We start from the raw sequence: 25,683 nt of genomic DNA, 5'->3' as shown, positions 1-25,683 counted from the left end.
AGAAGGAAGCCGCCCATGTATCCCATGCTCCGCTTTGCCAAGGAGATGCTGAAGTTCCGCCGCAGCCCCCGGATCGGGGTGCTGGACGCGCATGTCTCGACCCATCGCTGCTGGCCCTGGGATCTGGACCCGTGGATCGAGCTGAACAACGGCCGCACCCTGACGCTTTACGACCTGGGCCGGCTGCCGATGGCGGTCCGCACCGGCATCATCGGCACGATGCGCGAAAACGGCTGGGGCATCACCGTGGCCGGGAACACCGTGCGCTACCGGCGGCGGATCAAGGGATTCCAGCGCTTCACCATGGTCTCGCGCACGCTGGGCTGGGACGCGCGCTTCCTTTACATGGAACAGAGCATGTGGCGGGCGGGCGAGTGCTGCAACCACATGCTGCTGCGCGGCGCCATCACCTCGGCCCAGGGCATCGTCGCGCCGGCGCGGCTGATGCAGGCGGCCGGGCGCGACCCGGAAAGCCCCGCGCTGCCGGGCTGGGTCCAGGCCTGGATCGCCGCGGATGCCGAGCGGCCCTGGCCGCCGGTGCTGCCGCCGACTACCCCAGCCGACCGGAATGCCGACTTGCCAGCCTGACCGCGCTGGGGCCTTATGCGCCCCGAACGGCGGGACACAGGGCGCGCTTCGGCGCACCTCCAAGGGCGGGGAACCATCATGGAACGCAGGCGGATCTGGGGCTGGTGGTTCTTCGACTGGGCCAGCCAGCCCTTCGCGACGCTGCTGATGACCTTCATCTTCCCGGTCTATTACGCCGAGGTCGCCCGCCAGCACTATATCGCGCAGGGCATGACGCCCGAGGCGGCGGGGGCGGCGGCGCAGTCGCTCTGGGGCTACGGGCTGGGCATCTGCGGCGTCATCATCGCCGTCCTCGCCCCGGTGCTGGGCGCCATCGCCGACAATAGCGGGCGGCGGCTGGTCTGGGTCTGGATCTTTTCCGCCTTCTACATGGCCGGCGCCTGGGGGCTGTGGCTGCTGATGCCGGACCAACCGAACCTGCATCTGGCAATCATCAGCTTCGGCATCGGGCTGATCGGCATGGAATTCGCCACCATCTTCACCAATGCCCTGCTGCCGGGGCTGGCACCGCATGACGAGATCGGCCGCGTCTCGGGCTCGGGCTTCGCCTTCGGCTATCTCGGCGGGGTGATCGCTCTGGCGGTGGTGCTGCTGTGCCTGGCCGAGAACCCGCAGACCGGCCGCACCATGCTGGGGATCCCCCCGGTGCTGGGCCTTGATCCGGGCCTGCGCGAGGGCACGCGGGCGGCGGGGCCGTTCACCGCGCTGTGGTATCTGGTCTTCATGATCCCCTTCGCGCTCTGGGTGCCCGAGACGCCGGGACCGCGCCGGCCGGTGCGGCCGGGTGCGGCGATGCGGGCGCTGGCGCAATTGCTGGCCAGCCTGCGCTGGCGGCATTCGCTGGCGGCCTGGCTGGTCTCGTCGATGTTCTCGCGCGATGCGCTGAACGCGCTTTACGCCTTTGGCGGCGTCTATGCCGGCACGGTGCTGGGCTGGCCGGTGTTCCTGGCCGGGGTCTTCGGCGTGGTCAGCGCCGTCTCGGCCGCCGTCATCAGCTGGATCGGCGGCCGCGCCGACCGGCGCTGGGGGCCGAAGCCGGTGATCGTCGCCTGCACGCTGGTGCTGGCCGGGGTCTGCGTGCTGCTGACCGGCATGAGCCGCGAGCAGGTGCTGGGCCTGCCGCTGGCCGAGGGCTCGCGCCTGCCCGACGCGCTGTTCTTCCTCTGCGGTGCGCTGATCGGCGGCGCGGGGGGGGCGCTGCAATCGGCCAGCCGCACGATGATGGTGCGCCACACCACGCCCGAGCGCGCCACCGAGGCCTTCGGCCTCTACGCGCTGTCGGGCAAGGCGACGGCGTTCCTGGCGCCGCTGCTGATCGCCGCGGTGACGGATGTGACCGGAAGCCAACGGCTCGGCATCTCTCCGCTTATCGGGATGTTCCTTCTGGCGCTGATTCTGCTAGTTTGGGTCAAAGCAAAAGGAGAGGCCGAGCAGTGATCCGCAAATTCCTGACCGCCGCCGTGCTGGCATTGACCGGGCTTGGCCTCGTGCAACCCGCCGGGGCCGACCCGCTGGCCCGCAGCGTCTTCGGCGCGGTTCCCGGCCCGACCGGCGGCGCCCCCGTCTCGATCGGGTTCTACTCCAAGGGCTGCGTCTCGGGGGCCGTGCAGCTGCCGGAATCCGGCCCGACCTGGCAGGCGATGCGCCTGTCGAGGAACCGCAATTGGGGCCATCCCGAACTGGTCGGCTTCCTGATCGGCCTGTCGCAGGCCGCGCGCCAGGCCGGCTGGCAGGGGCTTTACATCGGCGACATGGGCCAGCCGCGCGGCGGCCCGATGACCTCGGGCCATGCCAGCCACCAGTCCGGCCTTGATGCCGATGTCTGGATGCTGCCGCCGCAAAGCCTGCGCCTGACCGCGGCGCAGCGCGAGCGGATCTCGTCGCAATCGGTGGTGAATCGGGCCGGCACCGCGCCCTCGGGCCTGTGGAGCGGCAGTCACATGGCGATCATGCGCGCCGCCGCCCGCGATCCGCGGGTCGAACGCATCTTCGTCGATCCGGTGGCCAAGCTGGCGATGTGCCAGACCGAAACCGGCGACCGCCGCTATCTGCGCAAGATCCGGCCGCTGGGCGGGCATGACTATCACTTCCATGTCCGGATGGCCTGCCCGGCGGGCTCGGTCTGCCAGCAGCAGGACGCGCCGCCGCCCGGCGACGGTTGCGCCGAGGCGGCGGAATGGATCAAGAACCGCATCGATCCCAGCCGGGTCAAGCCGGTGCCGCCCGACCCGAACTATCGCCACCCCCGCAGCTTCCGGCTGAGCGAGATGCCCCGTCAATGCCAGGTCGTCGCCACCGCCCGCTAAGGCGCGGCGGCCCGGCCGGCGGCGCGGCAGCGCGGTCCCGCCGCCTGCCGGGTCTGGCGCTGTCGCTGCTGCTGCTCTCCGCCTCCTCGGCCTGCGCGGCCGATCCGGCGCCCTCGGCGGCGCCGCGTGTCGATTACGTCGCCACCTATGTCTGGCAGCTGGAGGACGAGAGTTTCGGCGGCTTCTCGGGCATCGAGATCAGCGCCGACGGCAGCCGCTTCACCGCGCTTTCGGACCGCGCCACCATCCGCTGGGGCAGCGTCGAGCGCGACGCCCAGGGCCGGATTCGCGGGCTGGAGCTGGCCGGCCGCGCCCGGCTGCGCGACAGCACCGGCAAACCGCTGAAACCCGGCTGGCAGGGCGACAGCGAGGGGCTCGCCATCGCGCCCGACGGCACGCTCTGGATCAGCTTCGAGGGGCTGACCCGCATCGCCCGCCACGACACGGCCGACAGCCCCGCCAAGCCCCTGCCCCGGCCGCCGGAGTTCAAGACCATGCAGCGCAATTCCTCGCTGGAGGCGCTGGCGATCCTGCCCGACGGCACGCTCTTGACCCTGCCCGAGCGGTCCGGCGCGCTGACCCGGCCATTTCCGGTCTGGCGCTGGCGGGACGGCAGATGGGATCAGCCCTTCTCGATCCCGCGCTCGGGCGACTGGCTGGCGGTCGGCGCCGATATCGGCCCGGACGGGCGCTTCTACCTGCTGGAACGCGACTTCAAGGGCCTGCTGGGCTTCCGCTCCCGCGTTCGCCGCTTCGACCTGTCGGAAACCGGCGTCTCGAACGAGCGGGTGCTGCTGGAATCCCGGCCGCTGCAATATGACAATCTTGAGGGGATCTCGGTCTGGCATGACGGGCGGGGTATTCGCATGACCTTGATCTCGGATGACAATTTCGGCTGGTTGCAACGCACCGAACTGGTGGAATACCGGGTGGCGGAATGAGCCTTTCCGCCAGCGTCGCCGCCCTGGACCGCGCCGTCGACCGCGCGCTGGCCGAGCGGCGGATCGTCGGCTGCGTGGTCCTGCTGGCCGAAGCCGGTCGGCTGGTCCATGCCCGTGCCGCAGGCTTCGCCGACCGCGAATCCGGCCGGCCGATGCGGCGGGCGACCTGGCTGCGCTACGCCTCGGTCTCGAAACCCTTCACCACGGTCGCGGCATTGCGGCTGATGCAGACGGGCCGGCTGACGCCCGAGGATCCGGTGACGCGCTGGCTGCCGGATTTCACCCCCGCCCTGCCCGACGGCAGCCGCCCCGTGATCACCGTCGATCAGCTGATGGCGCATCTGGCCGGGCTGGATTACGGTTTCAACCAGCCGCCGGACGGGCCCTATGCCCGCGCCCAGGTCTCGGACGGGATCGGCGACAGCGGCCTCTCGCTGGCCGAAAACCTGCGCCGCATCGCCTCGGTGCCGCTGGACCGGCTGCCCGGGACGCGCTGGCGCTATTCGGTGGCGACCGACGTGCTGGGTGCGGTGATCGAGGCCGCCGCCGACATGCCGCTGCCCGAGGCCATGGCCCGGCTGGTCACCGACCCGCTGGGCGTCGAAGCCGGCTTCCACGCCCCGGATTCCGTCGATCTGGCCGCGAATTACGCCGATGCCCGCCCCGAGCCGCGGCGGATGCGCGGCCCGACCCGGGTCCGGAACCCGCTGCAGCCCGAACAAGGCTATGCCTATCTGCCCGAGCGCATCCGCGACCCTTCCGCCTATCCGTCCGGCGGCGGCGGCATGGCCGGCACGGCCGAGGCGGCGCTGGCGCTGCTGGAAACCCTGCGCGAGGGCAGTTTCCTGGCCGGGAACCTGCGCGCCGAGGCGCGGCGCAACCGCATCCGCCAGCGCCACCCGCTGCGCGGTCCCGGCTGGGGCCACGCCTGGGCGGGCGCGGTGATCACCGAGGCCGAGGCGGCCGGCATCGGCCTGCCGCAGGGCAGCCTGGGCTGGGGCGGCATCTACGGCCACAGCTGGATCGTCGATCCCGCCCGGCGCCGCAGCCTGGTGGCGCTGACCAATACGGCGCTCGAAGGCATGAACGGCGCCTTCGCGGTGGAAATCGCCGCCGCGCTCGCGCTATAAGCCCGCGCAAGATCGTTGACAGAATCCCCGGACGGCCTTATGCGGCCTTGCCCCGCACGGGGCCGAGTCTCCGCGACCTTGCCAAAACGGAAAACCAAACATGCCCCGTATCCTTCCCGGCGTCATCGCCATGGCCATCGTCGTGGTGGCCTCGAACATCCTGGTCCAGCACCTGCTGGGCGCCTGGCTGACCTGGGGGGCGCTGACCTATCCGGTCGCCTTCCTGGTGACCGACATCATGAACCGGGTCTATGGCCCGACCGCCGCGCGCAAGGTGGTCTATGCCGGCTTCGTGACCGGCGTGCTGTGTTCGCTGGTCGCCGCCGGCATGGACAAGACCACGCTGCGCATCGCCGTCGCCTCGGGCGCCGCGTTCCTTTCGGCGCAGCTGATGGACATTGCCGTCTTCAACCAGTTGCGAAAATACAACTGGTGGCTACCACCCCTGGCGGCCAGCGTCGCCGGGTCGATCTTCGATACGGCTGTCTTCTTCAGCATCGCCTTTGCCACGCAACTGACGCCGCTCTTTCCGGCGGACGATGTTTCCTGGGCAAATGAACTGGTTCCGCTGCTGGGCCATGGCCCGGCGCAGCCGCTGTGGGTGTCGCTGGCCGTCGCCGACTGTTCGGTGAAGCTGGCGCAGGCCGTGCTGGCGCTCGTGCCGTTCCGCATCGCCGTCGGAAATTTGATCCGGCGCCGCGCGCAAATTCATTGACTGTTAATGGTTCTGTGGCAGGCTGAACCCATACGGCAACTTATTGAAAGGAGGTGGTCCAGTGTCGAGAGTGATATTGGAGAGAGGTGTCGGGACAGTCAGGGGGGCCGTGGCCTGAGGGCAGCCCCAAGGGTCGTAAACCCTGGCTGGGACGGTGGGCACCAACCCTAACCGGACCATCTCCGTGGATCTCGCGAGCCGTTCTGCAAAGGGCGGCTCGTTCCATTTTCGGCTGTTGCATCCGCCGGTGCAGATCGGGCGCGGTCGCCGGAACGCGAAGGTTCCCGGGGGTATTTGGGAAACGGTGAAAGCGAGCGTGTCATTCACCGTTTCCCAAATACCCATACGGCAGTGCCGCAGAAAACCCGGCCCCGAGGCAGGGACCGGGTCGAGCCAGGCTCAGATACGCTCGATGGCCAGCGCGATGCCCTGACCGCCACCGATGCACATGGTGATCAAGCCCTTGCTGCCGCCGGTCCGCATCAGCTCATACATGGTCTTGATGGTGACGATGGCGCCGGTCGCGCCGACCGGATGGCCCAGCGCGATGGCGCCGCCGTTCGGGTTCACCCGGGCGGGATCGAGGCCGAGCCCCTTGTTCACCGCCAGCGCCTGGGCGGCAAAGGCCTCGTTCGATTCGATCACGTCGAAATCGCCCGCCTTCAGGCCGGTGCGCCGCAGCAGCGCCTCGACCGCCGGCACCGGGCCGATGCCCATGACTTCGGGACGCACCCCGGCCACGGCATAGCCGAGCACGCGGAACAGCGGCCGGGCGCCGGCCGCCCGCGCCGCCTCGGCCCGGGCCAGCACCAGCGCCGCCGCGCCGTCGTTGATGCCCGAGGCATTGCCGGCGGTGACCGTGCCGTCCTTTTGGAACACCGCCTTAAGCCCGGCCAGCTTCTCCAGATCCGTCGATTTCGGGTGCTCGTCGGTGTCGAAGGCCACCATGCCCTTGCGGGTCTTGATCTCGACCGGGACGATCTGCTCCTTGAAGCGGCCTTCGGCGATGGCGGCGGCGGCGCGCTTCTGGCTTTCCAGCGCGAATTCGTCCTGCGCCCGGCGCGAGATGTCGTGCTCGCGGGCGACGTTTTCCGCCGTCACCCCCATATGGCCGGTGCCCATCGGGCAGGTCAGCGCGCCGACCATCATGTCGAGCATCTGCACGTCGCCCATCTTGGCGCCGAAGCGCGCCGCCGGCACGGCATAGGGGGCGCGGCTCATCGATTCCGCGCCGCCCGCCACGGCGAAATCGGCATCGCCCAGCATCAGCGCCTGTGCGGCCGAGACGATGGCCTGCGCCCCCGAGCCGCAGAGCCGGTTCACGTTCATCGCCGGGGTGGTGTCCGGTACCCCGGCTTCCAGCATCGCCACCCGCGACAGGTACATGTCGCGCGGCTCGGTGTTCAGCACATGGCCGAAGACCACGGTGCCGATGCGATCGGCGCCGATGCCGGCACGCTCGATCGCGGCGCGGGTCACGGTGGCGGCCAGCTGGATCGGCGGCACGCCCGCCAGGCTGCCGCCGAAGGTGCCGATGGCCGTGCGCGCCCCGGACAGAATGACGATTTCGTTCTCGGACATGATGCCTCCGGTCATGCTGGAATTTTATTACTCGTAGCGGCGGCGTGGCGAACGGAAAAGCCCCGCCTCTTGCAACGTTGCGGAAACCGGGCAAAATGCGGCCATGACGAACGATCCCCGGCTCAGCCTCCGTCTGCATTTCGATTCCGGCCTGACCTTCGGGCGCGGCAAGGCCGATCTGCTGCAAGGCATCGACGAGGAAGGCTCGATCTCGGCCGCCGGGCGGCGCATGAAGATGAGCTATCGCCGCGCTTGGTCCCTGGTCGAGGAGATGAATGCGCATTTCGACGCCCCCCTTGTCGACAGCAGCCGCGGCGGCGCCAAGGGCGGCGGGGCCCAGTTGACCGAACGGGGCCGGCAAGTGCTGACCGATTACCGGGCGCTGGAGGCGCTGCTGCGCGACCAGGGCGCGGGGCAACTGACGCGGCTTTGCACCGGGCAGCGATCTGTTCCAGAGTAAATAACGGTTGCCAGCCATGCCGCCGCTTGGTTATGTCCATCGAACCATAACGAATGGACCAGCCCGATGCGTCTATCTTTCCTTGCCGCCGCCCTGATCGCATTTGCACCCGCCGCGCAGGCCGACGAGATCACCATCTTTGCCGCCGCCAGCCTGAAGGACGCGCTGGACGAGATCGCCGTCGATTGGCAGAAGCACCATGACGATACGGTGGTGATCTCCTATGCCGGCAGTTCGCAGCTTGCCAAGCAGATCCAGGAGGGTGCGCCGGCCGACCTGTTCATCTCGGCCTCGACGGACTGGATGGACGCGGTGCAGGAATCGGGCGATATCGACCCCGCCACGCGCAAGGATCTGCTGGGCAACACGCTGGTGCTGGTCGGCACCGGCAAGCCGGCCGAGGCAGCCGTGACCGAACTGCCGGCCCTGCTGGGCGACGGCAAGCTGGCCATGGCGCTGGTCGATTCCGTGCCGGCCGGGCAATATGGCAAGGCGGCGCTGACCTCGCTGGGCCTTTGGGACAAGGTCGAGGGCCAGGTCGCGCAGGCCGACAACGTCCGCGCCGCGCTGAAGCTGGTCGCGACCGGAGAGGCGCCGCTGGGCATCGTCTATGGCAGCGATGCCGTGGCCGAGAAAGGCGTGGGCGTGGTCGCCGCCTTCCCGGCCGACAGCCATGAAGACATCACCTATCCGGGGGCGGTGACCAAGGCCGCCGATACGCCGCAGGCCGCCGCCTTCCTTGACAGCCTGTCGCAGGAGCCGGCAAAGTCGATCTTTGAATCGCAAGGCTTCACCGTCACGCAATGATCCCGACCGACTGGCTTGGCCCTCAGGAATGGCAGGCCGTGCGCCTGTCCCTGCGGGTGGCCGGCGTCGCCACGCTTGCCAGCCTGCCCTTTGCCGTCGCCATCGCCTGGCTTCTGGCGCGGCGGCGGTTTCCCGGGCACGGGCTGCTGAGCGGCCTTGTCCACCTGCCGCTGATCCTGCCGCCGGTCGTCACCGGCTATCTGCTGCTGGTGACCTTCGGCACGCAGGGGCCGGTGGGCAGCCTGCTGAAGCCGCTGGGCATCGTCTTCGCCTTTCGCTGGACCGGCGCGGCCCTGGCCTGCGGCATCATGGCCTTCCCGCTGATGGTGCGCGCCATCAGGCTGGGCTTCGAGGCGGTGGACCCCCGGCTGGAGCAGGCCGCCGCCACCCTGGGCGCGCCGCGGGCCTGGATCTTCCTGACCGTGACCCTGCCGCTGATCGTCCCGGCGATCCTGGCCGGCGCCACCCTGGGCTTTGCCAAGGCGATGGGCGAGTTCGGCGCCACCATCACCTTCGTCTCGAACATTCCGGGCCAGACCCAGACCCTGCCCTCGGCCATCTATGCGCTGCTGCAGGTGCCCTCGGGCGATGCCGCGGCGCTGCGGCTGGTGCTGGTCTCGGTGGTGATCGCCATGGCGGCGGTGCTGGTCTCGGAATGGCTGGCATGGCGCATGTCGGGACGGCGCTGATGCTGGAAGTCGCGTTTCGCCACCGCTTCCCCGGACTTTCGCTGGATGTGGCCTTCCGGGCGCCGGGCGGGGTGACGGCGCTGTTCGGCCCCTCGGGCTGCGGGAAAAGCACGGCGATCAACGCCATCGCCGGGCTGTTGCGCCCCGACCAGGGCCGGATCGCGCTTGACGGGCGCCTGCTCCTCGACGGCGCCACCAACCTTTCGCCGCAAGCCCGGCGCATCGGCTGCGTGTTCCAGGATGCGCGGCTGTTCCCGCATATGACGGTGGCGGCGAACCTGCGCTATCCCTCGCGCTGGCGGCCCGGCGCGGCCCGCGACTTCGACCGCATCGTCGGGATGCTGGCGCTGGAACCGCTGCTGAAACGCCGCCCCGGCACACTGTCGGGGGGCGAGCGCCAGCGCGTCGCCATCGGCCGGGCGCTGCTGTCGGACCCGGCATTGCTGGTGATGGACGAGCCGCTGGCGGCGCTGGACGAGGGCCGCAAGGCCGAGATCATGCCCTGGCTGGAACGCCTGCGGGACCAGATCCGGCTGCCGATCCTCTATGTCAGCCATTCGGTGCCCGAGGTGCTGCGGCTGGCGACCACGGTTGTGCTGATGCGGCAGGGCCGTGTCAGCCATTCCGGCCCGCTGGCCGAGATCCTGGCCGACCCGGCGCTGGCCCCGCAACTGGGCGCGCGCGAGGCGGGGGCACTGATCCGCGCCACGGTCGAGGGCCGCGAGCCCGACGGCATGACCCGCGTCGCCACCGCCGGCGGGCCGATGCTGCTGCCGGAACTGGACCTGCCCCCCGGCCGGGTGCTGCGGCTGCGGATCCTGGCGCATGAGGTGATGCTGGCACGCGCGGCGCCGCAAGGCCTGTCGGCGCTGAACGTGCTGCCGGTCACGGTGACGCGGGTCGAGGGCGGGCTGGTGCAGCTGGCCCTGGGCGATGAGCGGATGCTTGCGCAAGTCACGCCGCGCTCGGTCAAGGCACTGGAATTGCAGCCGGGCATCGCCTGCCATGCCATCGTGAAATCGGTCTCGGTCCTGCCCAGCTAGGCCCGGTCGAGGCTTTGTCATTTGCGCAGCGCCCGGAGTTACGCTTATGCTGCCCGCAAAAAACATGAGGGCAGTATGAACAGGTTTCTCAAGCTCGCCATTGTCGGGCTGGTGGCCTCTTGCGGAGGGGGCGGGAACTACAAGGCACCGCGCAATCTGGAAAACGCCTGCGCCCTGGCGGCGGAACGTCCCGCCTATATGCGGGCGATGAAGGCGACCGAGCGGCGCTGGGGTGTCCCGGTGCATGTGCAGATGGCGACGATCCACCAGGAATCGAAATTCATCGGCGATGCGCGGACGCCGCATCGCTATGCGCTGGGAATCATCCCGATGGGCCGGCAAAGCTCGGCCTATGGCTACAGCCAGGCGCTGGACGACACCTGGGACGATTACCGCAAGCAGACCGGCAACCGCCGCGCCCGGCGCGACGACATCCGCGACGCCACCGATTTCATGGGCTGGTACATGAACGACTCGGCGCGGATGCTGGGCATCTCGAAATGGGATGCCGGCGCGCAATACCTGGCCTATCACGAAGGCCGCAACGGCTTCACCCGCGGCTCGCACAATTCCAAGCCCTGGCTGATGAACGTGGCCGGCAAGGTCCAGACCCGGGCCGAGCTTTACCGGATGCAGCTCGCCTCCTGCCGCTGACCTGCCGGCGGCCGCCCGCAGCGGCGCGGCCGCCCATGGGTATTTATGAAACGATGAAAGACGGAGGCGCGGCGCGCGCGCTTCTCTGTTGTCCTAATACCCATGCCGGCCGCCCTGCCGGCGCGGCGCCTTGGGCACGGGGTCCGCAACCCGCCCGCGGCCCTATCGGCGGCGGGCGATCTCGTTCTCGATGGCGAAGGTCGAGGGTTTGAAGGACACGCCGGTCTTCATGTCGCCCAGGATGACCGTGGTGCGCTTTCCGGCATCATCGGTCACCACCCATTGCCGCAACTGCGTCGGGTTGGCGGTAAAGACCATCTGGATATTGCCGTATTCCGGATGCTGCGGATCCTGGGCGGTGACGACGGTGGTGTTCTTCTTCTCGGCATAGCCGGTCACCATCCGGGCCTGGCCCAGGTTGATGTTCGGCGCCAGGATCAGCGACAGCGGCGTCTTGGACAGCGGATATTGCTGCGGCGCGCTGCGGGTCTTGCCGTCGAACACCGCCACCTGCCCGGCCGAGGCCAGCACCAGGGTGCGATCCCCCTTGTATTCGAACCGCACCCGGTTCGGGCGGTGGATATAAAGCACCCCGGTCGAGATCGACCCATCGGCATTCACCTGGGTGAAATCCGCCGTGGCGGTCTTCAGGCCGTTGAGATAGCGCGAGATCTCGTTCAGCGGGATCTTCTCGGCCAGGGCGGGGAAGGCCATGGCAAGGCACAGGACGGGCGCAAGGGCGAGCGTTTTCAGTTTCATGGGCTGGATGATACCGATCCTTCGATGTCTTGCACATCACGTTCACTGGATGCGCGGCCTCTCAACGCTGACAGCGGTGTGAGCGTTCCTTCAAGGCATTTGCGTCGGGCCTGTCCGGGCGCGAAGCCGGCGCCGAATTTTGCGGGGAATTTTGCGGGACGCGGCCTAGAGCCGCCGCCCGGTCAGCAGCCGCGGCATCGGGTGCAGGCTCAGCCCCGCCGCCTGCCGCATGAAGCCGCGCCGCAGCGGCGGGAGGGCATCGACCAGGCCCATGCCGATCTCGCGCGCGGCGCGCAGCAGCGGATTGGCGTTGGAGAACAGCGTGTTCACCCCGTCCATGCCCAGCGCCAGCGCCGTCGCGTCCGGGCGACGCCAGTCCTGATAGCGCGCCAGGACCAGCTCGGCGCCGATATCCTCGCCGCGGCGGCGAGCGGCGACCAGAACCTCGGCCAGCGCCGCCACGTCGCGCAAGCCCAGGTTCAGCCCCTGCCCCGCCACCGGATGCACGCCATGCGCCGCATCGCCGACCAGCGCCAGGCGCGCATCGACATAGCGTTCCGCCAGGGTCAGGTTCAGCGGATAGGAGAATCGGGGACCGGCCAGCCGGATCTCGCCCAGGAAATCGCCGAAGCGCGGGCGCAGCGCCGCCAGGAATTCCGCATCCGGCAGGGCGATGATGGCGCGGGCCTGGGCCGCGGCCTCGGACCAGACGATCGAGCTGCGATTGCCCGGCAGCGGCAGGATGGCCAGCGGGCCGGTGGGCATGAAATACTGATGCGCGGTGCCGTGATGCGGCAACGCGTGATCGACCGCCGCCACCAGCGCGATCTGGCCGTAGTCGCGACCGGTGCGCCGGATGCCGGCGCGTTCGGCCACACCCGATTGCCGGCCGTCGGCGCCGACCAGCAGCCGGGCCCGCAAATCGCGGCCATCCGACAGCGCGACCCTGATGGTCGCGCCCTCGACCTGCTGCGCGGTGACCGAAACCCCCGGCAGATGCGTGACCCGGTCGCGCATCGCGGCCAGCAGCGCGCGATAAAGGAACCTGTCTTCAAGCATGTAGCCCAGCCGGCCCTCTTCGATCTCGGCGCCGTCGAAATGCAGGCCGAAGGGGCCGGGCCCGTCGCCGGGGGCGCCTTGCGTGGCCTCGACCCTGCGGATCTCCTGCGCCTTGTCCGCCAGATCGCGCCACAGCCCCAGCGCCGCCAGCAGCCGCTGCGAGGCCAGGGCCAGCGCATAGGCGCGGCCGTCGAAGGCATCGCCGGCGCGGGCATCGGCGGGACGCGCGTCCACCACCGCCACGGTCAGGCCGGCATCCGCCAGCGCCAGCGCCAGGGCCGGGCCGTTCAGCCCGCCGCCGGCGATCACCACATCGAAATCCGTCATCATGGCCCCGCACTATGCCTGTCGCCCGAACAATGTCCATGTAACAAAGCCGCGCGCCATGCGCCATTGCGGGCGCCCCCGCGCCGGGCTAGCCTGAGCCAGGATTGGCAGGGCAGGAATGTCGGGGAAGCGGATGGATTGGCTCAGGGCATCGGCGGCGGAACAGGGGCGGGCGATCCTCGCCGGGTTGATCAGCCCGGTCGGGCAGGCCGAAGCCTATCTCGAGGCCGCGGCGCGCCATCCCTATGGCAAGCGCATCTATGCCCGGCTGACCCCGGAACGCGCCCGCGCCGAAGCCGTCGCCGCCCATGACCGCGCCCGCGCCGGGCTGCGGCGCGGATTGCTGGACGGGGTGGCGATCAGCTGGAAGGACAATATCGACAGCGCCGGCATCGCGACCGAGGCCGGCTCGCGCCTGCTGGCCGGGCGGGTGCCGGAATGCGACGCCGCCATCCTGGCCGGCGCCACGCTGGACGGGCTGGTCTGCCTGGGCAAGACCCACATGACCGAACTGGCCTTTTCCGGCCTGGGCGTGAACCCGATGACGGCGACGCCGCCGAACAGCATCGACCCGGCCCTGGCGCCGGGCGGCTCAAGCTCTGGCGCGGCGGTGTCGGTGGCGCTGGGACTGGCCGCGGCGGCCATCGGCAGCGACACCGGCGGCTCGATCCGGGTGCCGGCGGCATGGAATGGGCTCGTCGGCTTCAAACCCACCACCGGCGCGGTGCACGGCAAGGGCATCGTGCCGCTGTGCCGGCGCTTCGACGTGGCCGGCCCCATCGCCCGCACGGTCGAGGATTGCGCCGAGCTGTTCGCGGTGCTGCGCGGCGAGAATGCGCCGGATCTTTCCGATGCCAGCCCGGCCGGGTTGCGGCTGATGGTGCTGGACGGCGTGCCCTTCGACGAGGCGCGCGAGGCCCCGGTCGCGGCTTTCCACGATGCGGCAGACCGGCTCGCCAAGGCCGGCGCCCGCATCACCCATGCCGCGCCGCCCTGCGTGGCCGAGGCCATGGCGCTGGCCGCGATCCTGTTCGCCCCCGAGGCCTATGGCATCTGGCGCGACCAGATCGAAGACGCGCCCGAGCTGATGTATCCGCCGATCCTCGACCGGTTCCGCGGCGGCAAGGAGGTTCTGGCCGCCACCTATGTCGACGGCTGGGAGGAACTGGCCCGGCTGCGCGCCAACTGGGACCAGCTGGTCGCCGGCTTCGACGCGGTGATCCTGCCGACCGCGCCGATCCTGCCGCCGCCGGTGAACCGGCTGTTGACCGAGCCGGATTTCTTCGCGCGCGAGAACCTGCTGACCCTGCGCAACACCCGGATCGGCAACCTGCTGAACCTGCCCGCGATCAGCCTGCCCACCGGCCATCCGGCCTGCGGGATCATGCTGATGGGCCGCTCTGGCCATGACCGCGCCCTGCTGGCCGCCGCCGCCGCGGCCGAGGCCGCCTTGCGCTGACCCCCGGATTTCTTGGGGAAACCCCCGGAAAACCCGGGTCCGTCGCCCGCGAAACTCTGGACGCATGGGGGGATTGCCGGTAATCTTGGCCGCGAACGGGGCGCAACGACCCCGAATGAGAGGCAGCCATGGCAATTCCCGAGCGGTTCTCGAACCTGCCGGATTACGCGTTTCCGCGCCTGCGGAAACTGCTCGCGGGTATCGAACCCGGGGGCGATCCCCTGATCCTGACCATTGGCGAGCCGCGCCACGCGCTGCCGGATTTCGTCGGTCCGGTCATGGCCGAGAGCATCGCCGATTTCGGCAAATACCCCGCGAACGAGGGCACGGCCGAGTTGCTGGCGGCGATCTCGGGTTGGCTCCAGCGCCGCCACGGGCTGGATGTGGTGCCCGAGCGGATCATGGCGCTGAACGGCACGCGCGAGGGGCTGTTCAACGCCGCCCTGGCGCTGGCGCCCGAACGCAAGAACGGCCAGCGCCCGGCGATCCTGGTGCCGAACCCGTTCTATCAGGTCTATGCCGTGGCCGCCGCCGCCGTCGGCGCCGAGCCCGTCTTCGTGCCCGCCGCGCCCGAGACCGGGCACCTGCCGCGCTTTGCCGACCTGCCGGCGGCGGTGCTGGAGCGCGCCACGGTGGCCTATCTGTGTTCGCCCGCCAATCCGCAGGGCAGCATCGCCTCCGAGGATTATCTCGAAGAACTGATCGCGCTGGCCGAGCGGCACGATTTCCTGGTCTTTGCGGACGAATGCTATTCCGAGATCTGGCGCGACGCGCCGCCGCCCGGCGCGCTGGCGGTGGCGACGCGCATGGGGCTGCCCGATCGGGTGGTGATGTTCAACTCGCTGTCGAAACGCTCGAACCTGCCGGGGCTGCGCTCGGGCTTCGCGGCGGGCGGCGTGGAACAGATCGCCCAGATGCGGCGGTTGCGCAGCTATGCCGGCGCGCCGCTGCCGCTGCCGGTGCAGCGGGTCAGCGCCATGGCCTGGGGCGACGAGGGCCATGTCGAGGCCAGCCGCGCGCTTTATCAGCAGAAATACGCCATCGCCGACCGGGTGCTGGGCAATGTGCCGGGCTATCAGCCGGTGCAGGGCGGCTTCTTCCTGTGGCTGCCGGTGCCGGACAGCGTCGGTGACGGCGAGGCGGCGGCCAGAAAGCTTTGGGCCGAAGCCGGCATCCAGGTGCTGCCCGGCGCCTATCTGGCCCGCGACGGCCAGGCCGGCAATCCGGGCCGGAATTTCATCCGCGTGGCGCTGGTCGCCCCGGCGGAGCAGACCGAGGCGGCGCTGAACCGCCTGAAAAACTGTTTGTATCAAGGGGGTTGACGCATGGCGAGTTGGCAGGCGAAACACCGCGATCCGCTGTTCGACCAGAGCACGCAGGCGGCGCTGGAACGGCGCGGCAAGGAACTGCTGGGCGCGGGCCTGGTGATCCTGGGCGTGCTGATCGCGATGATGCTGGTCAGCTATTCCCCCGACGATCCCAGCTTCATGTCGGCGACCGACCAGCCGGCGCAGAACTATCTGGGTCGTTTCGGGGCCTATGTCGCCTCGGCGCTGTTCATGATCACCGGCTATGGCACCTGGGTTCTGGTGGTCGGCGCCGTCGTCTGGGGCCTGCGGCTGATGCTGCACCGGGGCGAGGAGCGGCTGATGCGCGGCATCTTCCTGCCCATCGCCATGGTGCTGGTGTCGATCTATGCCACCTCGATGGCCCCGCCCCCGGGCTGGACGCAAAGTTTCGGCCTGGGCGGCCATCTGGGCGACATGCTGATGGGCGGCATGCTGTCGGCCATGCCGATGAAGGCCTCGATCGCCATCAAGGTTCTGGCGCTGCTGACTGCCGCGGGCGCCCTGGCCTTCCTGGCCTTCGTGCTGGGCTTCGACCGCAAGGAGCTGACGGCGATCCGCGGTTTCCTGGCCGAGGGGCTGGCCACCGCCCGCATTCTGGCGCTTCATGCGGTGGATCGCGGCGCGCGGCTGTCCTCGGGCGCGGCGCGCGGGCTCAAGACCCGCGCCGAGGCCCGGCGCGATCGCGTCGGCCGGGCCGGGGCGGCCGCCCTGCCGCAGGCGCCGCGCAGCGGCCTGCCGGGCCTGCGCCCTGCCCCGGCGCCGCTGGCCGCAGACCGCGATTTCGCGCCCGAGCCCGAGCTGATCGACCCCGACACCCATTATGCCGAGGATGACGAGCCGCCCTCGAACGCCGCCATCAGCGCCCGCATCACCGATGCCATCCGCACCCGCTCGGACGGCAACAGCCTGCTTTCGGCAGTGACCGCGCGGCTGGCCGGCGCCCGCGCCGCGCCGGCGCGCGCCGAACCGCCGCTGAGCGCCGATGAGGACGAGGACGAGGGCGAGGATTTCGCCAACCCCGTCAGCGCCGCGCCCTTCGGCGCCGAGACGCCGCGCGTGGTGGTGCCGCCGAAGAAGCCCGCGCCCTCGCGGCAGGCGCAATCCGAGGCGCAGCCGGCGCTGCGTTTCGACGAGGCGGCCGGCCATTACGAGCATCCGCCGCTGTCGCTCTTGACCGCGCCGACCACCGTCGAGCGCCACCAGCTCTCGCAAGAGGCACTGACCGAAAACGCCCGGATGCTGGAAGCGGTGCTGGACGATTACGGCGTCAAGGGCCAGATCACCGAGGTCCGGCCCGGCCCGGTGGTCACGCTTTACGAGCTGGAGCCGGCGCCGGGGCTGAAGGCCAGCCGGGTGATCGGCCTGGCCGACGACATCGCACGCAGCATGTCGGCGCTGTCGGCGCGGGTCTCGACCGTGCCGGGGCGCAGCGTGATCGGCATCGAGCTGCCCAATGCCCGGCGGGAGAAGGTGGTGCTGCGCGAGATCCTGGCCTCCAAGGCCTATGGCGACGGCACCCAGCCGCTGCCGCTGGCGCTTGGCAAGGATATCGGCGGCGGGCCGGTGGTGGCGAATCTGGCCAAGATGCCGCATTTGCTGATCGCGGGGACCACCGGCTCGGGCAAGTCGGTGGCGATCAACACCATGATCCTGTCGCTGCTCTACAAGCTGACGCCCGAGGAATGCCGGCTGATCATGATCGACCCCAAGATGCTGGAACTGTCGGTCTATGACGGCATCCCGCATCTGCTGTCCCCGGTCGTCACCGATCCCAAGAAGGCGGTCGTCGCCCTGAAATGGGTGGTGGGCGAGATGGAGGAACGCTATCGCAAGATGTCCAAGATGGGCGTGCGCAACATCGAGGGCTATAACGGCCGCGTGAGCGAGGCGCTGGCCAAGGGCGAGCTGTTCAAGCGCACCGTGCAGACCGGCTTCGACGAGGATACCGGCGAGCCGGTCTTCGAGACCGAGGAATTCCAGCCCGAGACCTTCCCCTATATCGTCGTCATCGTCGACGAGATGGCCGACCTGATGATGGTCGCCGGCAAGGAGATCGAGGCCTGCATCCAGCGCCTTGCGCAGATGGCGCGCGCCTCGGGCATCCACCTGATCATGGCGACGCAGCGGCCCTCGGTCGATGTGATCACCGGCACGATCAAGGCGAACTTCCCGACCCGGATCAGCTTCCAGGTCACCTCGAAGATCGACAGCCGCACCATCCTTGGCGAACAGGGTGCCGAGCAACTGCTGGGTCAGGGCGACATGCTCTACATGGCCGGCGGTTCGCGCATCACCCGCGTCCACGGGCCCTTCGTTTCCGACGAGGAAGTCGAGGAGGTGGTGAACCACCTGAAAAGCTTCGGCCCGCCCAGCTACATGTCCGGCGTGGTCGAAGGCCCGGACGAGGAGCGCGCCGACAGCATCGACCAGGTGCTGGGGCTCAGCACCGGCGAGGGCGGCGATGCCGAGCTTTACGACATGGCCGTCGCCATCGTGGCCAAGGACCGCAAATGCTCGACCTCGTATATCCAGCGCAAGCTCGCCATCGGCTACAACAAGGCCGCGCGTCTGGTCGAGCAGATGGAAGAACAGGGCGTCGTCACCCCCGCGAACCATGTCGGCAAGCGCGAGGTGCTGGTGCCGGAGGTGTAAGCGACGCGCTTCGGGATGAAAGCAGGGCCGGGCCATGGCGCCCGGCCTTTTCATTGTGGCGAGGGCGCATGGAGGGCCGGGCAGGGTCAATTTGGCCGATATGGCCGATCAGCGGTCACGGGCGCCGGACCGGCCTCCCGTGCGCGTGGCGGCGTCGAGCGCGGGATGGTTCAGCCCGCCGCCCGCTCTCTGACGCGGCGGCCAAGGCCCGGTCCCGTCACGCGCAGTCCCGGCTTTTCGCCTTGCGCGATTCTGTGAAGGCATCGCCCGATCCGGAAAGCCATCTCGCCCCCGCCAAGGCCAGAAACATGCCCAGCTTTGCCCTGATGATGGGACAGGGTAAGGCTGCCTGCAGAAGTTCCTGCAAAAACATTATGCTATGTGGATTTCCTGGTGGAGCCGAGGGGAATCGAACCCCTGACCTCATCATTGCGAACGATGCGCTCTACCAACTGAGCTACGGCCCCATCGGCGTGCTATCTCGCCCAGCCGCCGCGCCTTGTCAAGAGCCGCGCGACCGGCCCGCATCGCTTTTTCGGCGCCGGTCGCCGGCTGCCCCCGCCGGTGGCCGGCGGGGGCATGCGGTCACTCTGCCGCCTCGGCATAGGCCTCAAGCGGCGGGCAGGTGCAAATCAGGTTGCGATCGCCATAGGCATTGTCCACCCGCCCGACCGGAGGCCAGTATTTGTCCACCCTGAAAGCGCCCGGCGGGAAGCAACCCTGCTCGCGCGAATAGGCGCGGTCCCAGTCGGCGACCAGATCCTCGACCGTATGCGGGGCGTGGCGCAGCGGGCTGGCCTCGGCGCTGATCCGGCCCTCGGCGATCTCGGTGATCTCGTCGCGGATCGCCAGGAAGGCGGTGATCAGCCGGTCGATCTCGGCCTTGGTTTCCGATTCCGTCGGCTCGACCATCAGCGTGCCGGCGACCGGCCAGCTCATCGTAGGCGCGTGGAAACCGTTGTCGATCAACCGCTTGGCGATGTCGTCCACGGTCACGCCATGGTCCTGGAACGGCCGCGTGTCCAGGATGCATTCATGCGCCACCCGGCCGCGATTGCCCATGAACAGCACCGGATAGGCCCCGGCCAGCCGGCTGGCGACATAGTTCGCGTTCAGGATCGCCACACGCGTCGCCTGGGTCAGCCCCTCGCCGCCCATCATCAGGATATACGCCCAGGAGATCAGCAGGATCGAGGCCGAGCCCCAGGGCGCCGCCGAGACCGCCCCCGAGCCGGTCCGCGGATCGGCGGGCAGGAAGGGCGCCAGATGCGCCTTGACCCCGATCGGCCCCATGCCCGGACCGCCGCCGCCATGCGGGATGGCGAAGGTCTTGTGCAGGTTCAGGTGGCTGACATCGCCGCCGATCTCGCCCGGCTTCACCAGACCGACCAGCGCATTCATGTTGGCGCCGTCGATATAGACCTGGCCGCCGTGCTCGTGGGTGATGCGGCAGACCTCGCGCACCGTGTCCTCGAAGACACCGTGGGTCGAGGGATAGGTGATCATCACCGCCGCCAGCCTGTCCCCGGCCTTCGCCGCATGTGCGGCGAAATCCTCCAGGTCGATATCGCCGTTCGGCGCCGATTTCACCACCACGACCCGCATCCCCGCCATCTGCGCGCTGGCCGGGTTGGTGCCATGGGCGCTGACGGGAATCAGGCAGATGTCGCGCGTTTCGCCGCGCGCCTTGTGATAGGCGGCGATGGTCAGCAGGCCGGCATATTCGCCCTGCGCGCCGCTGTTCGGCTGCAGCGAGAACGCGTCATAGCCGGTGATCGCGCAGAGCTTCTCGGTCAGGTCGGCAAAGACCTCGTGATAGCCGGCGGCCTGGTCCTCGGGCGCAAAGGGATGCAGCGCGCCGAATTCCGGCCAGGTGATCGGCATCATCTCGGCGGCCGCGTTCAGCTTCATCGTGCAGCTGCCCAGCGGGATCATCGCCCGGTCCAGCGCCAGGTCGCGGTCCGACAGCCGGCGCATATAGCGCATCATCTCGGATTCCGCCCGGTTCATGTGGAAGACCGGATGGGTCAGGTAGTCGCTTTCGCGGATCAGCGGCTCGGGGATCGCCGGCGCCTCGGCCGGCGCGGCCGGATCGGTGATGCCGAAAGCGTCCAGCACCCGGGCGATCACGCCCGCATCCGTGGTCTCGTCGACCGAGATGCCGACCCGATCGCGCCCGACCTTGCGCAGGTTGATGCCGCGATGCCGGGCGGCGGCCAGGATCCCCGCCTGCCCCACGCCCACCCGCACGGTGACGGTGTCGAAAAACGCCTCGGGTTGGACCTCGGCCCCGGCGGCGCGCAGCGCCTCGGCCAGGGTGACCGCGTTCAGATGCACCCGCTGGGCGATGGCGCGCAGGCCCACCGGCCCGTGGAACACCGCATAGAAGCTCGCCATCACCGCCAGCAGCGCCTGGGCGGTGCAGACGTTCGAGGTCGCCTTTTCGCGGCGAATATGCTGCTCGCGGGTCTGCAGCGACAGGCGATAGGCCTGGTTGCCCTTGGCGTCGATGGACACGCCGACGATCCGCCCCGGCATCGCGCGCTTCAGCTCGTCGCGGCAGGCCATGAAACCGGCATGCGGACCGCCATAGCCCATGGGCACGCCGAAGCGCTGCGCCGAGCCGATGGCGATATCGGCCCCCATGGCGCCCGGCTCCTTCAGCACGCAAAGCGCCAGCAGGTCGGTGGCCATGATCGCCACCGCGCCCGCCGCATGCAGCGCCGCGATCTCGGCGGAGTAGTCCCGGATCTCGCCGAAGGTGCCGGGATACTGGAAGATGGCGCCGAAGACCTGCGAAGGGTCGCATTGCCGGCCGCGGACGATCTCGATGCCCAAGGGCGCGGCGCGGGTCTCGATCACGGCGACGGTCTGCGGATGCAGGTTTTCGCTGACGAAAAAGGCTCGGGCCTTGGACTTCGCCGCGCGCTGCGCCATGGCCATGGCCTCGGCGGCGGCGGTCGCCTCGTCCAGCAGCGAAGCATTGGCCACCGGCAGCCCGGTCAGATCGGCGACCATGGTCTGATAATTCAGCAACGCCTCCAGCCGGCCCTGAGCGATCTCGGGCTGATAGGGGGTGTAGGCGGTATACCAGGCCGGGTTCTCCAGGATGTTGCGCTGGATCGCCGGCGGCGTGACGGTGCCGTAATAGCCCTGCCCGATCAGGCTGGTCATGACCTGGTTCTTCGCCGCCACCTCGCGCATGCGCTGCAGCAGCGCCGCCTCGGACAGCGCCGGCCAGTCCAGCGGTTCGGATTGCCGGATGCTCGCCGGCACGGTCTGGCCGATCAGCTCCTCCAGCGTCTCGGTGCCCACGACCTTCAGCATCGCCGCCATCTCGGCCGGTGAAGGCCCGATGTGACGGCGATTGGCGAAATCGTCGGGATTATAGTCGGTCGGGGTCCATTTACCCATCACTGGCCTCGATGCATCGGTATGGTCTCAACATTGCCTTGGAAAAAGCGCAGAGGAACCGGCAACGCCCGCCCCGCCTTTCACCGTTTTCCAAATACCCTCGGGGGGTCCGGGGGGCGAAGCGCCCCCGGCTTCCGCCGGGCCGCGGGGCCCGGCCATCTCAGCCGATCAGCGCCTGATAAGCCGCCTCGTCCATGAAACCGGACAGGTCGACCGAGACCGGCTTGATGCGGAAGAACCAGGCCGCCAACGGGTCCTCGTTCACCGCACCGGGCGCGTCGGGCAGCGCCTCGTTGACGGCGGTGATCACGCCGGCGACCGGCGCCACGATATCCGAGGCGGCCTTGACCGATTCGATCACCACGATCTCCTCGCCCGCCTCGACCTCGCGCCCGACCTCGGGCAGCTCGACGAAGACGACATCGCCCAGCTGCTCGCTGGCATGGGCGGTGATGCCGACGGTGATCTCGTCGCCGTCCTGTTTCAACCATTCGTGGTCTTCGGTGTATTTCAGCATGCCTGGCCTCTCAGCGCTTGTAGCTCGGTTTGTGGAAGGGAAGCGGGGTGACGGTCACGGGCAGCCGCTTGCCGCGCAGCTCGGCCCACAAGGACGTGCCGGCGGCAAGCCCGGCGGGCAGGATCGCCATGGCGACCGGCCCGCCGACCGAGGGGCCGAAGCCGCCCGAACAGACCGTGCCGATCGCTGCGCCGCCCTCGGCCGCGTCGAAGATCTCGACCCCCTCGCGGATGGGCGCGCGGCCCTCGGGGCGCAGGCCCATGCGGCTGCGCGCCGCGCCTTCGGCCAGTTCCTGCAGGATCGGCCCGGCGCCCGGGAAACCGCCCGCCCGCGCGCCGCCCGCGCGGCGGACCTTGGGAATCGACCAGCCCAGCCCGGCCGCGCCCGGCAGGGTCGAGGCGTCCATGTCATGGCCGTAAAGCGGCATCCCCGCCTCCAGCCGCAGGCTGTCGCGGGCGCCCAGCCCGATCGGCGCCACCTCGGGCTCGGCCAGCAGCGCCTCGGCCAGCGCGACCGTGCGGTCGCCGGGCACGGAAATCTCGAACCCGTCCTCGCCGGTATAGCCCGAGCGGCTGACCCAGAGCGTCGCGCCCTGCCAGTCGAACTCGGCCACGTCCATGAACTTCATCGCCTGCGCGCCGGGAACCAGCCGGGCCAGCACCTGCGCGGCCTCGGGGCCCTGCAGGGCCAGCAGGCCGCGATCCGTCACCGGCTGGACCAAGATGCCCGCGGCCTCCAGCCGGCGCAGATGGGCGATGTCCTGCTCGGCGCAGGCGGCATTCACCACCAGAAACAGGTGGTCGCCCTTGTTGGCGATCATCAGGTCGTCGAGGATGCCGCCCGCGTCGTTGGTGAACAGGCCGTAACGCTGCCGGCCCTCGGCCAGCCCGACCACATCTGCGGGCACCAGCGTCTCCAGCGCCTCGGCCACGCCGGGGCCGCGCAGGATCACCTGACCCATGTGGCTGACATCGAACAGGCCGGCATGGCTGCGGGTATGCAGATGCTCGTTCAGCACGCCCATCGGATATTGCACCGGCATGTCCCAGCCGGCAAAGGGCACCATCTTCGCGCCGCGCGAAAGGTGCAGGTCGTATAGCATCGTGCGCCGAAGCTCGGCCATGGGCATCCCCTGTCTTGCGGACGGACCGATCCCGCCCGGTTAGATGCCCCCTCTGTCCCTACCCCAAATGGGGGCGCCTGAGATCGTTATCCCTTCGGCGGGCGGCGGCGGCCGCCTCTCTCCAGAGCGTACATTGGAAAACGGTCCCTTTGCCTGAGAGATTCCCGGGGCGGTTGCTCCTTCGGCCCTGGCTTGCGCCAATGTCTCCCGATTTCCTACTTTCGTCGTAGCCGGGCGGCGGGGTTCTGGCAAGAGCCTTCCTGCGCCCGCCCGGCCACCCGCGCCCTCAGATCGAGATATTCGCGGCGCCGCCGTCCAGCAGGATGTTCTGCCCGACGACGAACCGGGCATGCTGGCTGCACAGGAAGGCGCAGGTGGCGCCGAAATCCTCGGGCAGACCATAGCTGCGGGTCGGGATGGTCGCCTCGCGGCGTTGGCGGGCCGCGTCGACGCTGATGCCCTCGGCCCTGGCGACGCCGGAATCCAGGCTGTCGGCGCGGTCGGTGGCATGGATGCCGGGCAGCAGGTTGTTCACCACCACGCCATGCGGCGCCACCTGCCGCGACATGCCGGCGACAAAGCCGGTCAGCCCGGCGCGGGCGGTGTTCGACAGGCCCAGGATGGCGATGGGCGTGCGCACCGATTGCGAGGTGATGTTGACCACCCTGCCCCAGCCGCGTTCCATCATGCCCGGCACCAGCGCCTGCATCAGCGCGATGGCGGTCAGCATATTGGCGTCGATGGCCTTGATGAAATCCTCGCGCGACCAGTCGGTCCAGCTGCCGGGCGGCGGGCCGCCGGCATTGTTGACCAGGATGTCGGCCTGCCCGCCCAGAGCGTCGAGCACCGCGGCGCGGCCTGCCTCGGTGGTGATGTCGGCGGCGACCGGCGTGACCGAAACGCCGTGCTTCGCCGCGATCTCCTCGGCCGTGGCCGTCAGCGCCTCGGCGCCGCGGGCGTTGATGACCAGATCGACCCCGGCCTCGGCCAGCGCCTCGGCGCAGCCCCGGCCCAGGCCCTTTGACGCGGCGCAGACAAGGCCCTTCCTGCCCCTGATCCCCAGATCCATGGCTTCCCTCCTGTTCAGCTTGCCGACAAGGAAGCGCGGGGCGGCCGGATTGTCCAGTTCAGAAGCAGAGGATCTCGGCCTCGGCCTCGGCGCGGTGGAAATTCGCGACCATGTCGTTGGTGCCCATGTTGCGGAACGCGGCCGAGCGTTCGCCGCCCATCTGCCGCATGGCCATCACCGTCTCGGCCTTGACATAGGCGTCATAGGGCAGGATCTCGGCGATCTGGTCGATGGCGCAGCTGCATTTGTCCAGCACGTCGCGGGTCTGGCCGTTCGTCGCCATGCAGACGAAGACGTAATCGGCCCGCGCATTGGTCGGATAGTCGTTGACCGCCTGCGCCCCGGCCGTGCCGGCCCAGATCGCAAGCGCGGCCGTCAGGGTCGCCCGGATCATTTCAACACCATTTCGCTGTCATAGGCGGGCCGCCCGCCCGCCAGGGATCCGGTCCGCGCCACCATGCTGCGGATCGGCTGCTTGGGATCGCCCAGGGTGAAGCGCAGCTCCAGCGTATCGAAGCCGGCCATGCGCTCGCGGTTCTTGTCGTCGCGGAACGGCGCGAAGCTGGCGATGGTGACGTCGCCCTCGTGCCGCAGTTCGCCGCCGCGGAACAGCGCATCCTTGAGGCGGTTGCGGATATAGAACGGGCTGCCGCCGGTCAGCGCCGCCATGTCCCGCGCGGTGGTTTCCAGAAAGAAGGTCAGCACCGGATCGCCGCCCGAAACCGGGAACGGCCCGATCCGGCGCTTGATGCGCGCCGTTTCCTCGGCCAGTTCCAGCACCGGCTTGCCGTCCGAGGGGTCTTTGGCGGCGCGCAGGGTGATCGTGCCCTTGCCCAGCGGCGTGAAGCCTTCGGCCACCGGCCCGGTCTGGCTGATCTGCCAGACCAGCGGCCCCTGCGCCAGGTTCCAGGGCCCGCGATCGGCAAAGACCAGGTCGCCCGCCTCGTCCGCCTGCAGCGGCGAGACGGCGGCGACAATCCCGACCAGGGCCAGCATGCGCAAAACTCTCATGGCGGTTTCTTCCCTTCCCTGTTGCCGAGC

General features: G+C 69.4%; 23 protein-coding genes, 1 tRNA gene and 1 riboswitch. Of the genes, 14 read left to right on the top strand and 10 right to left on the bottom strand.

Features of this window, described 5'->3' with window-relative positions:
* Positions 1 to 15: 15 nt before the first annotated feature.
* The 6 genes from NBE95_RS05875 (at position 16) to NBE95_RS05850 (ending at position 5,680) form a co-directional block, all read left to right on the top strand.
* Complete coding sequence (locus NBE95_RS05875) at positions 16 to 588, top strand: acyl-CoA thioesterase (protein ID WP_289892984.1); 573 nt, start codon at positions 16 to 18, stop codon at positions 586 to 588.
* Positions 589 to 666: 78 nt separating this feature from the next.
* Positions 667 to 2,025, top strand: coding sequence for an MFS transporter (locus NBE95_RS05870; protein ID WP_289892983.1), 1,359 nt, complete (start codon positions 667 to 669; stop codon positions 2,023 to 2,025).
* The gene (gene mepA, locus NBE95_RS05865) at positions 2,022 to 2,894 is read left to right on the top strand and encodes a penicillin-insensitive murein endopeptidase (RefSeq protein ID WP_289892982.1); all 873 of its coding nucleotides are present in this window, start codon (positions 2,022 to 2,024) and stop codon (positions 2,892 to 2,894) included. The genes NBE95_RS05870 and mepA overlap by 4 nt, the downstream gene beginning before the upstream one ends.
* Positions 2,867 to 3,835, top strand: a complete 969-nt coding sequence (locus NBE95_RS05860; RefSeq protein ID WP_289892981.1) for an esterase-like activity of phytase family protein — start codon at positions 2,867 to 2,869, stop codon at positions 3,833 to 3,835. Before mepA ends, NBE95_RS05860 begins: the two co-directional genes overlap by 28 nt.
* Positions 3,832 to 4,965 carry a serine hydrolase domain-containing protein gene (locus NBE95_RS05855; protein WP_289892980.1) on the top strand — a complete coding sequence of 378 codons (1,134 nt, stop codon included), beginning with the start codon at positions 3,832 to 3,834 and terminating at the stop codon, positions 4,963 to 4,965. Before NBE95_RS05860 ends, NBE95_RS05855 begins: the two co-directional genes overlap by 4 nt.
* 100 nt (positions 4,966 to 5,065) lie before the next feature.
* On the top strand, positions 5,066 to 5,680 hold the full coding sequence (locus NBE95_RS05850; RefSeq protein WP_019353354.1) for a VUT family protein: 615 nt from the start codon (positions 5,066 to 5,068) through the stop codon (positions 5,678 to 5,680).
* A gap of 399 nt (positions 5,681 to 6,079) precedes the next feature.
* Here the strand turns inward: NBE95_RS05850 and NBE95_RS05845 are convergent, their stop codons facing one another.
* Positions 6,080 to 7,261 carry an acetyl-CoA C-acyltransferase family protein gene (locus tag NBE95_RS05845; protein WP_289892979.1) on the bottom strand — a complete coding sequence of 394 codons (1,182 nt, stop codon included), beginning with the start codon at positions 7,259 to 7,261 and terminating at the stop codon, positions 6,080 to 6,082.
* Positions 7,262 to 7,364: 103 nt separating this feature from the next.
* Here NBE95_RS05845 and NBE95_RS05840 point away from each other — a divergent pair, with 103 nt between their 5' ends.
* From NBE95_RS05840 to NBE95_RS05820, 5 genes are all read left to right on the top strand, one after another.
* Positions 7,365 to 7,721, top strand: coding sequence for a LysR family transcriptional regulator (locus tag NBE95_RS05840; protein WP_289892978.1), 357 nt, complete (start codon positions 7,365 to 7,367; stop codon positions 7,719 to 7,721).
* Positions 7,722 to 7,787: 66 nt separating this feature from the next.
* Positions 7,788 to 8,528, top strand: a complete 741-nt coding sequence (gene modA, locus NBE95_RS05835) for a molybdate ABC transporter substrate-binding protein (RefSeq protein ID WP_289892977.1) — start codon at positions 7,788 to 7,790, stop codon at positions 8,526 to 8,528.
* Positions 8,525 to 9,217 (top strand): molybdate ABC transporter permease subunit, encoded by a 693-nt coding sequence (gene modB / locus NBE95_RS05830; protein ID WP_289892976.1) that lies wholly within the window; start codon positions 8,525 to 8,527, stop codon positions 9,215 to 9,217. Before modA ends, modB begins: the two co-directional genes overlap by 4 nt.
* Positions 9,217 to 10,260: a molybdenum ABC transporter ATP-binding protein gene (modC, locus tag NBE95_RS05825; RefSeq protein ID WP_289894844.1), complete on the top strand. Its 1,044-nt coding sequence runs from the start codon at positions 9,217 to 9,219 to the stop codon at positions 10,258 to 10,260. The genes modB and modC overlap by 1 nt, the downstream gene beginning before the upstream one ends.
* 75 nt (positions 10,261 to 10,335) lie before the next feature.
* Entirely contained in the window at positions 10,336 to 10,914 is a 579-nt protein-coding gene (locus NBE95_RS05820; protein WP_289892975.1) for a lytic transglycosylase, read from the top strand.
* A gap of 162 nt (positions 10,915 to 11,076) precedes the next feature.
* Here NBE95_RS05820 and NBE95_RS05815 read toward each other — a convergent pair whose 3' ends face one another.
* Complete coding sequence (locus NBE95_RS05815; RefSeq protein WP_289892974.1) at positions 11,077 to 11,673, bottom strand: outer membrane lipoprotein carrier protein LolA; 597 nt, start codon at positions 11,671 to 11,673, stop codon at positions 11,077 to 11,079.
* A 165-nt stretch (positions 11,674 to 11,838) separates the two neighbouring features.
* Positions 11,839 to 13,062, bottom strand: coding sequence for a UbiH/UbiF/VisC/COQ6 family ubiquinone biosynthesis hydroxylase (locus NBE95_RS05810; RefSeq protein WP_289892973.1), 1,224 nt, complete (start codon positions 13,060 to 13,062; stop codon positions 11,839 to 11,841).
* Between the two features lie 130 nt (positions 13,063 to 13,192).
* On the opposite strand from NBE95_RS05810, the gene NBE95_RS05805 reads away from it, so the two are divergent.
* The 3 genes from NBE95_RS05805 (at position 13,193) to NBE95_RS05795 (ending at position 18,519) form a co-directional block, all read left to right on the top strand.
* A complete protein-coding gene (locus NBE95_RS05805; protein ID WP_289892972.1) occupies positions 13,193 to 14,518 on the top strand; it encodes an amidase in 1,326 nt (441 codons plus the stop codon).
* Between the two features lie 128 nt (positions 14,519 to 14,646).
* Positions 14,647 to 15,840: an aminotransferase class I/II-fold pyridoxal phosphate-dependent enzyme gene (locus tag NBE95_RS05800; RefSeq protein ID WP_289892971.1), complete on the top strand. Its 1,194-nt coding sequence runs from the start codon at positions 14,647 to 14,649 to the stop codon at positions 15,838 to 15,840.
* A gap of 3 nt (positions 15,841 to 15,843) precedes the next feature.
* Positions 15,844 to 18,519: a DNA translocase FtsK gene (locus NBE95_RS05795; protein ID WP_289892970.1), complete on the top strand. Its 2,676-nt coding sequence runs from the start codon at positions 15,844 to 15,846 to the stop codon at positions 18,517 to 18,519.
* Between the two features lie 391 nt (positions 18,520 to 18,910).
* Here the strand turns inward: NBE95_RS05795 and NBE95_RS05790 are convergent.
* From NBE95_RS05790 to NBE95_RS05760, 7 genes are all read right to left on the bottom strand, one after another.
* Positions 18,911 to 18,986 (bottom strand) — tRNA-Ala (locus NBE95_RS05790).
* A gap of 118 nt (positions 18,987 to 19,104) precedes the next feature.
* Positions 19,105 to 21,933, bottom strand: a complete 2,829-nt coding sequence (gene gcvP, locus NBE95_RS05785; protein WP_289892969.1) for an aminomethyl-transferring glycine dehydrogenase — start codon at positions 21,931 to 21,933, stop codon at positions 19,105 to 19,107.
* A gap of 160 nt (positions 21,934 to 22,093) precedes the next feature.
* On the bottom strand, positions 22,094 to 22,450 hold the full coding sequence (gene gcvH, locus NBE95_RS05780; RefSeq protein WP_289892968.1) for a glycine cleavage system protein GcvH: 357 nt from the start codon (positions 22,448 to 22,450) through the stop codon (positions 22,094 to 22,096).
* A gap of 10 nt (positions 22,451 to 22,460) precedes the next feature.
* Positions 22,461 to 23,573, bottom strand: coding sequence for a glycine cleavage system aminomethyltransferase GcvT (gcvT, locus tag NBE95_RS05775; RefSeq protein WP_289892967.1), 1,113 nt, complete (start codon positions 23,571 to 23,573; stop codon positions 22,461 to 22,463).
* Between the two features lie 131 nt (positions 23,574 to 23,704).
* Positions 23,705 to 23,793: riboswitch (glycine riboswitch) on the bottom strand.
* A gap of 66 nt (positions 23,794 to 23,859) precedes the next feature.
* Positions 23,860 to 24,642 carry an SDR family oxidoreductase gene (locus NBE95_RS05770; RefSeq protein WP_289892966.1) on the bottom strand — a complete coding sequence of 261 codons (783 nt, stop codon included), beginning with the start codon at positions 24,640 to 24,642 and terminating at the stop codon, positions 23,860 to 23,862.
* A 58-nt stretch (positions 24,643 to 24,700) separates the two neighbouring features.
* Positions 24,701 to 25,036: a hypothetical protein gene (locus NBE95_RS05765; protein ID WP_289892965.1), complete on the bottom strand. Its 336-nt coding sequence runs from the start codon at positions 25,034 to 25,036 to the stop codon at positions 24,701 to 24,703.
* The gene (locus NBE95_RS05760) at positions 25,033 to 25,653 is read right to left on the bottom strand and encodes a hypothetical protein (RefSeq protein ID WP_289892964.1); all 621 of its coding nucleotides are present in this window, start codon (positions 25,651 to 25,653) and stop codon (positions 25,033 to 25,035) included. The genes NBE95_RS05765 and NBE95_RS05760 overlap by 4 nt, the downstream gene beginning before the upstream one ends.
* Positions 25,654 to 25,683 lie beyond the last annotated feature (30 nt).

This window comes from Paracoccus sp. TOH (assembly GCF_030388245.1).
In the GTDB taxonomy this organism is placed as follows: Bacteria; Pseudomonadota; Alphaproteobacteria; order Rhodobacterales; family Rhodobacteraceae; genus Paracoccus; species Paracoccus simplex.
Note: the sequence above shows the minus strand (reverse complement) of the source record. Positions and strands in the feature narration are given on the sequence as shown.

What these genes read in the sequence shown, in the direction of transcription:
- NBE95_RS05875 (WP_289892984.1), top strand. Translation starts at nt 16, where the DNA reads ATGTATCCCATGCTCCGCTTTGCCAAGGAGATGCTGAAGTTCCGCCGC.
- NBE95_RS05870 (WP_289892983.1), top strand. Translation starts at nt 667, where the DNA reads ATGGAACGCAGGCGGATCTGGGGCTGGTGGTTCTTCGACTGGGCCAGC.
- NBE95_RS05860 (WP_289892981.1), top strand. Translation starts at nt 2,867, where the DNA reads ATGCCAGGTCGTCGCCACCGCCCGCTAAGGCGCGGCGGCCCGGCCGGC.
- NBE95_RS05855 (WP_289892980.1), top strand. Translation starts at nt 3,832, where the DNA reads ATGAGCCTTTCCGCCAGCGTCGCCGCCCTGGACCGCGCCGTCGACCGC.
- NBE95_RS05850 (WP_019353354.1), top strand. Translation starts at nt 5,066, where the DNA reads ATGCCCCGTATCCTTCCCGGCGTCATCGCCATGGCCATCGTCGTGGTG.
- NBE95_RS05845 (WP_289892979.1), bottom strand. Translation starts at nt 7,261, where the DNA reads ATGTCCGAGAACGAAATCGTCATTCTGTCCGGGGCGCGCACGGCCATC.
- NBE95_RS05840 (WP_289892978.1), top strand. Translation starts at nt 7,365, where the DNA reads ATGACGAACGATCCCCGGCTCAGCCTCCGTCTGCATTTCGATTCCGGC.
- modA (WP_289892977.1), top strand. Translation starts at nt 7,788, where the DNA reads ATGCGTCTATCTTTCCTTGCCGCCGCCCTGATCGCATTTGCACCCGCC.
- modB (WP_289892976.1), top strand. Translation starts at nt 8,525, where the DNA reads ATGATCCCGACCGACTGGCTTGGCCCTCAGGAATGGCAGGCCGTGCGC.
- modC (WP_289894844.1), top strand. Translation starts at nt 9,217, where the DNA reads ATGCTGGAAGTCGCGTTTCGCCACCGCTTCCCCGGACTTTCGCTGGAT.
- NBE95_RS05820 (WP_289892975.1), top strand. Translation starts at nt 10,336, where the DNA reads ATGAACAGGTTTCTCAAGCTCGCCATTGTCGGGCTGGTGGCCTCTTGC.
- NBE95_RS05815 (WP_289892974.1), bottom strand. Translation starts at nt 11,673, where the DNA reads ATGAAACTGAAAACGCTCGCCCTTGCGCCCGTCCTGTGCCTTGCCATG.
- NBE95_RS05810 (WP_289892973.1), bottom strand. Translation starts at nt 13,062, where the DNA reads ATGATGACGGATTTCGATGTGGTGATCGCCGGCGGCGGGCTGAACGGC.
- NBE95_RS05805 (WP_289892972.1), top strand. Translation starts at nt 13,193, where the DNA reads ATGGATTGGCTCAGGGCATCGGCGGCGGAACAGGGGCGGGCGATCCTC.
- NBE95_RS05800 (WP_289892971.1), top strand. Translation starts at nt 14,647, where the DNA reads ATGGCAATTCCCGAGCGGTTCTCGAACCTGCCGGATTACGCGTTTCCG.
- NBE95_RS05795 (WP_289892970.1), top strand. Translation starts at nt 15,844, where the DNA reads ATGGCGAGTTGGCAGGCGAAACACCGCGATCCGCTGTTCGACCAGAGC.
- gcvP (WP_289892969.1), bottom strand. Translation starts at nt 21,933, where the DNA reads ATGGGTAAATGGACCCCGACCGACTATAATCCCGACGATTTCGCCAAT.
- gcvH (WP_289892968.1), bottom strand. Translation starts at nt 22,450, where the DNA reads ATGCTGAAATACACCGAAGACCACGAATGGTTGAAACAGGACGGCGAC.
- gcvT (WP_289892967.1), bottom strand. Translation starts at nt 23,573, where the DNA reads ATGGCCGAGCTTCGGCGCACGATGCTATACGACCTGCACCTTTCGCGC.
- NBE95_RS05770 (WP_289892966.1), bottom strand. Translation starts at nt 24,642, where the DNA reads ATGGATCTGGGGATCAGGGGCAGGAAGGGCCTTGTCTGCGCCGCGTCA.
- NBE95_RS05765 (WP_289892965.1), bottom strand. Translation starts at nt 25,036, where the DNA reads ATGATCCGGGCGACCCTGACGGCCGCGCTTGCGATCTGGGCCGGCACG.
- NBE95_RS05760 (WP_289892964.1), bottom strand. Translation starts at nt 25,653, where the DNA reads ATGAGAGTTTTGCGCATGCTGGCCCTGGTCGGGATTGTCGCCGCCGTC.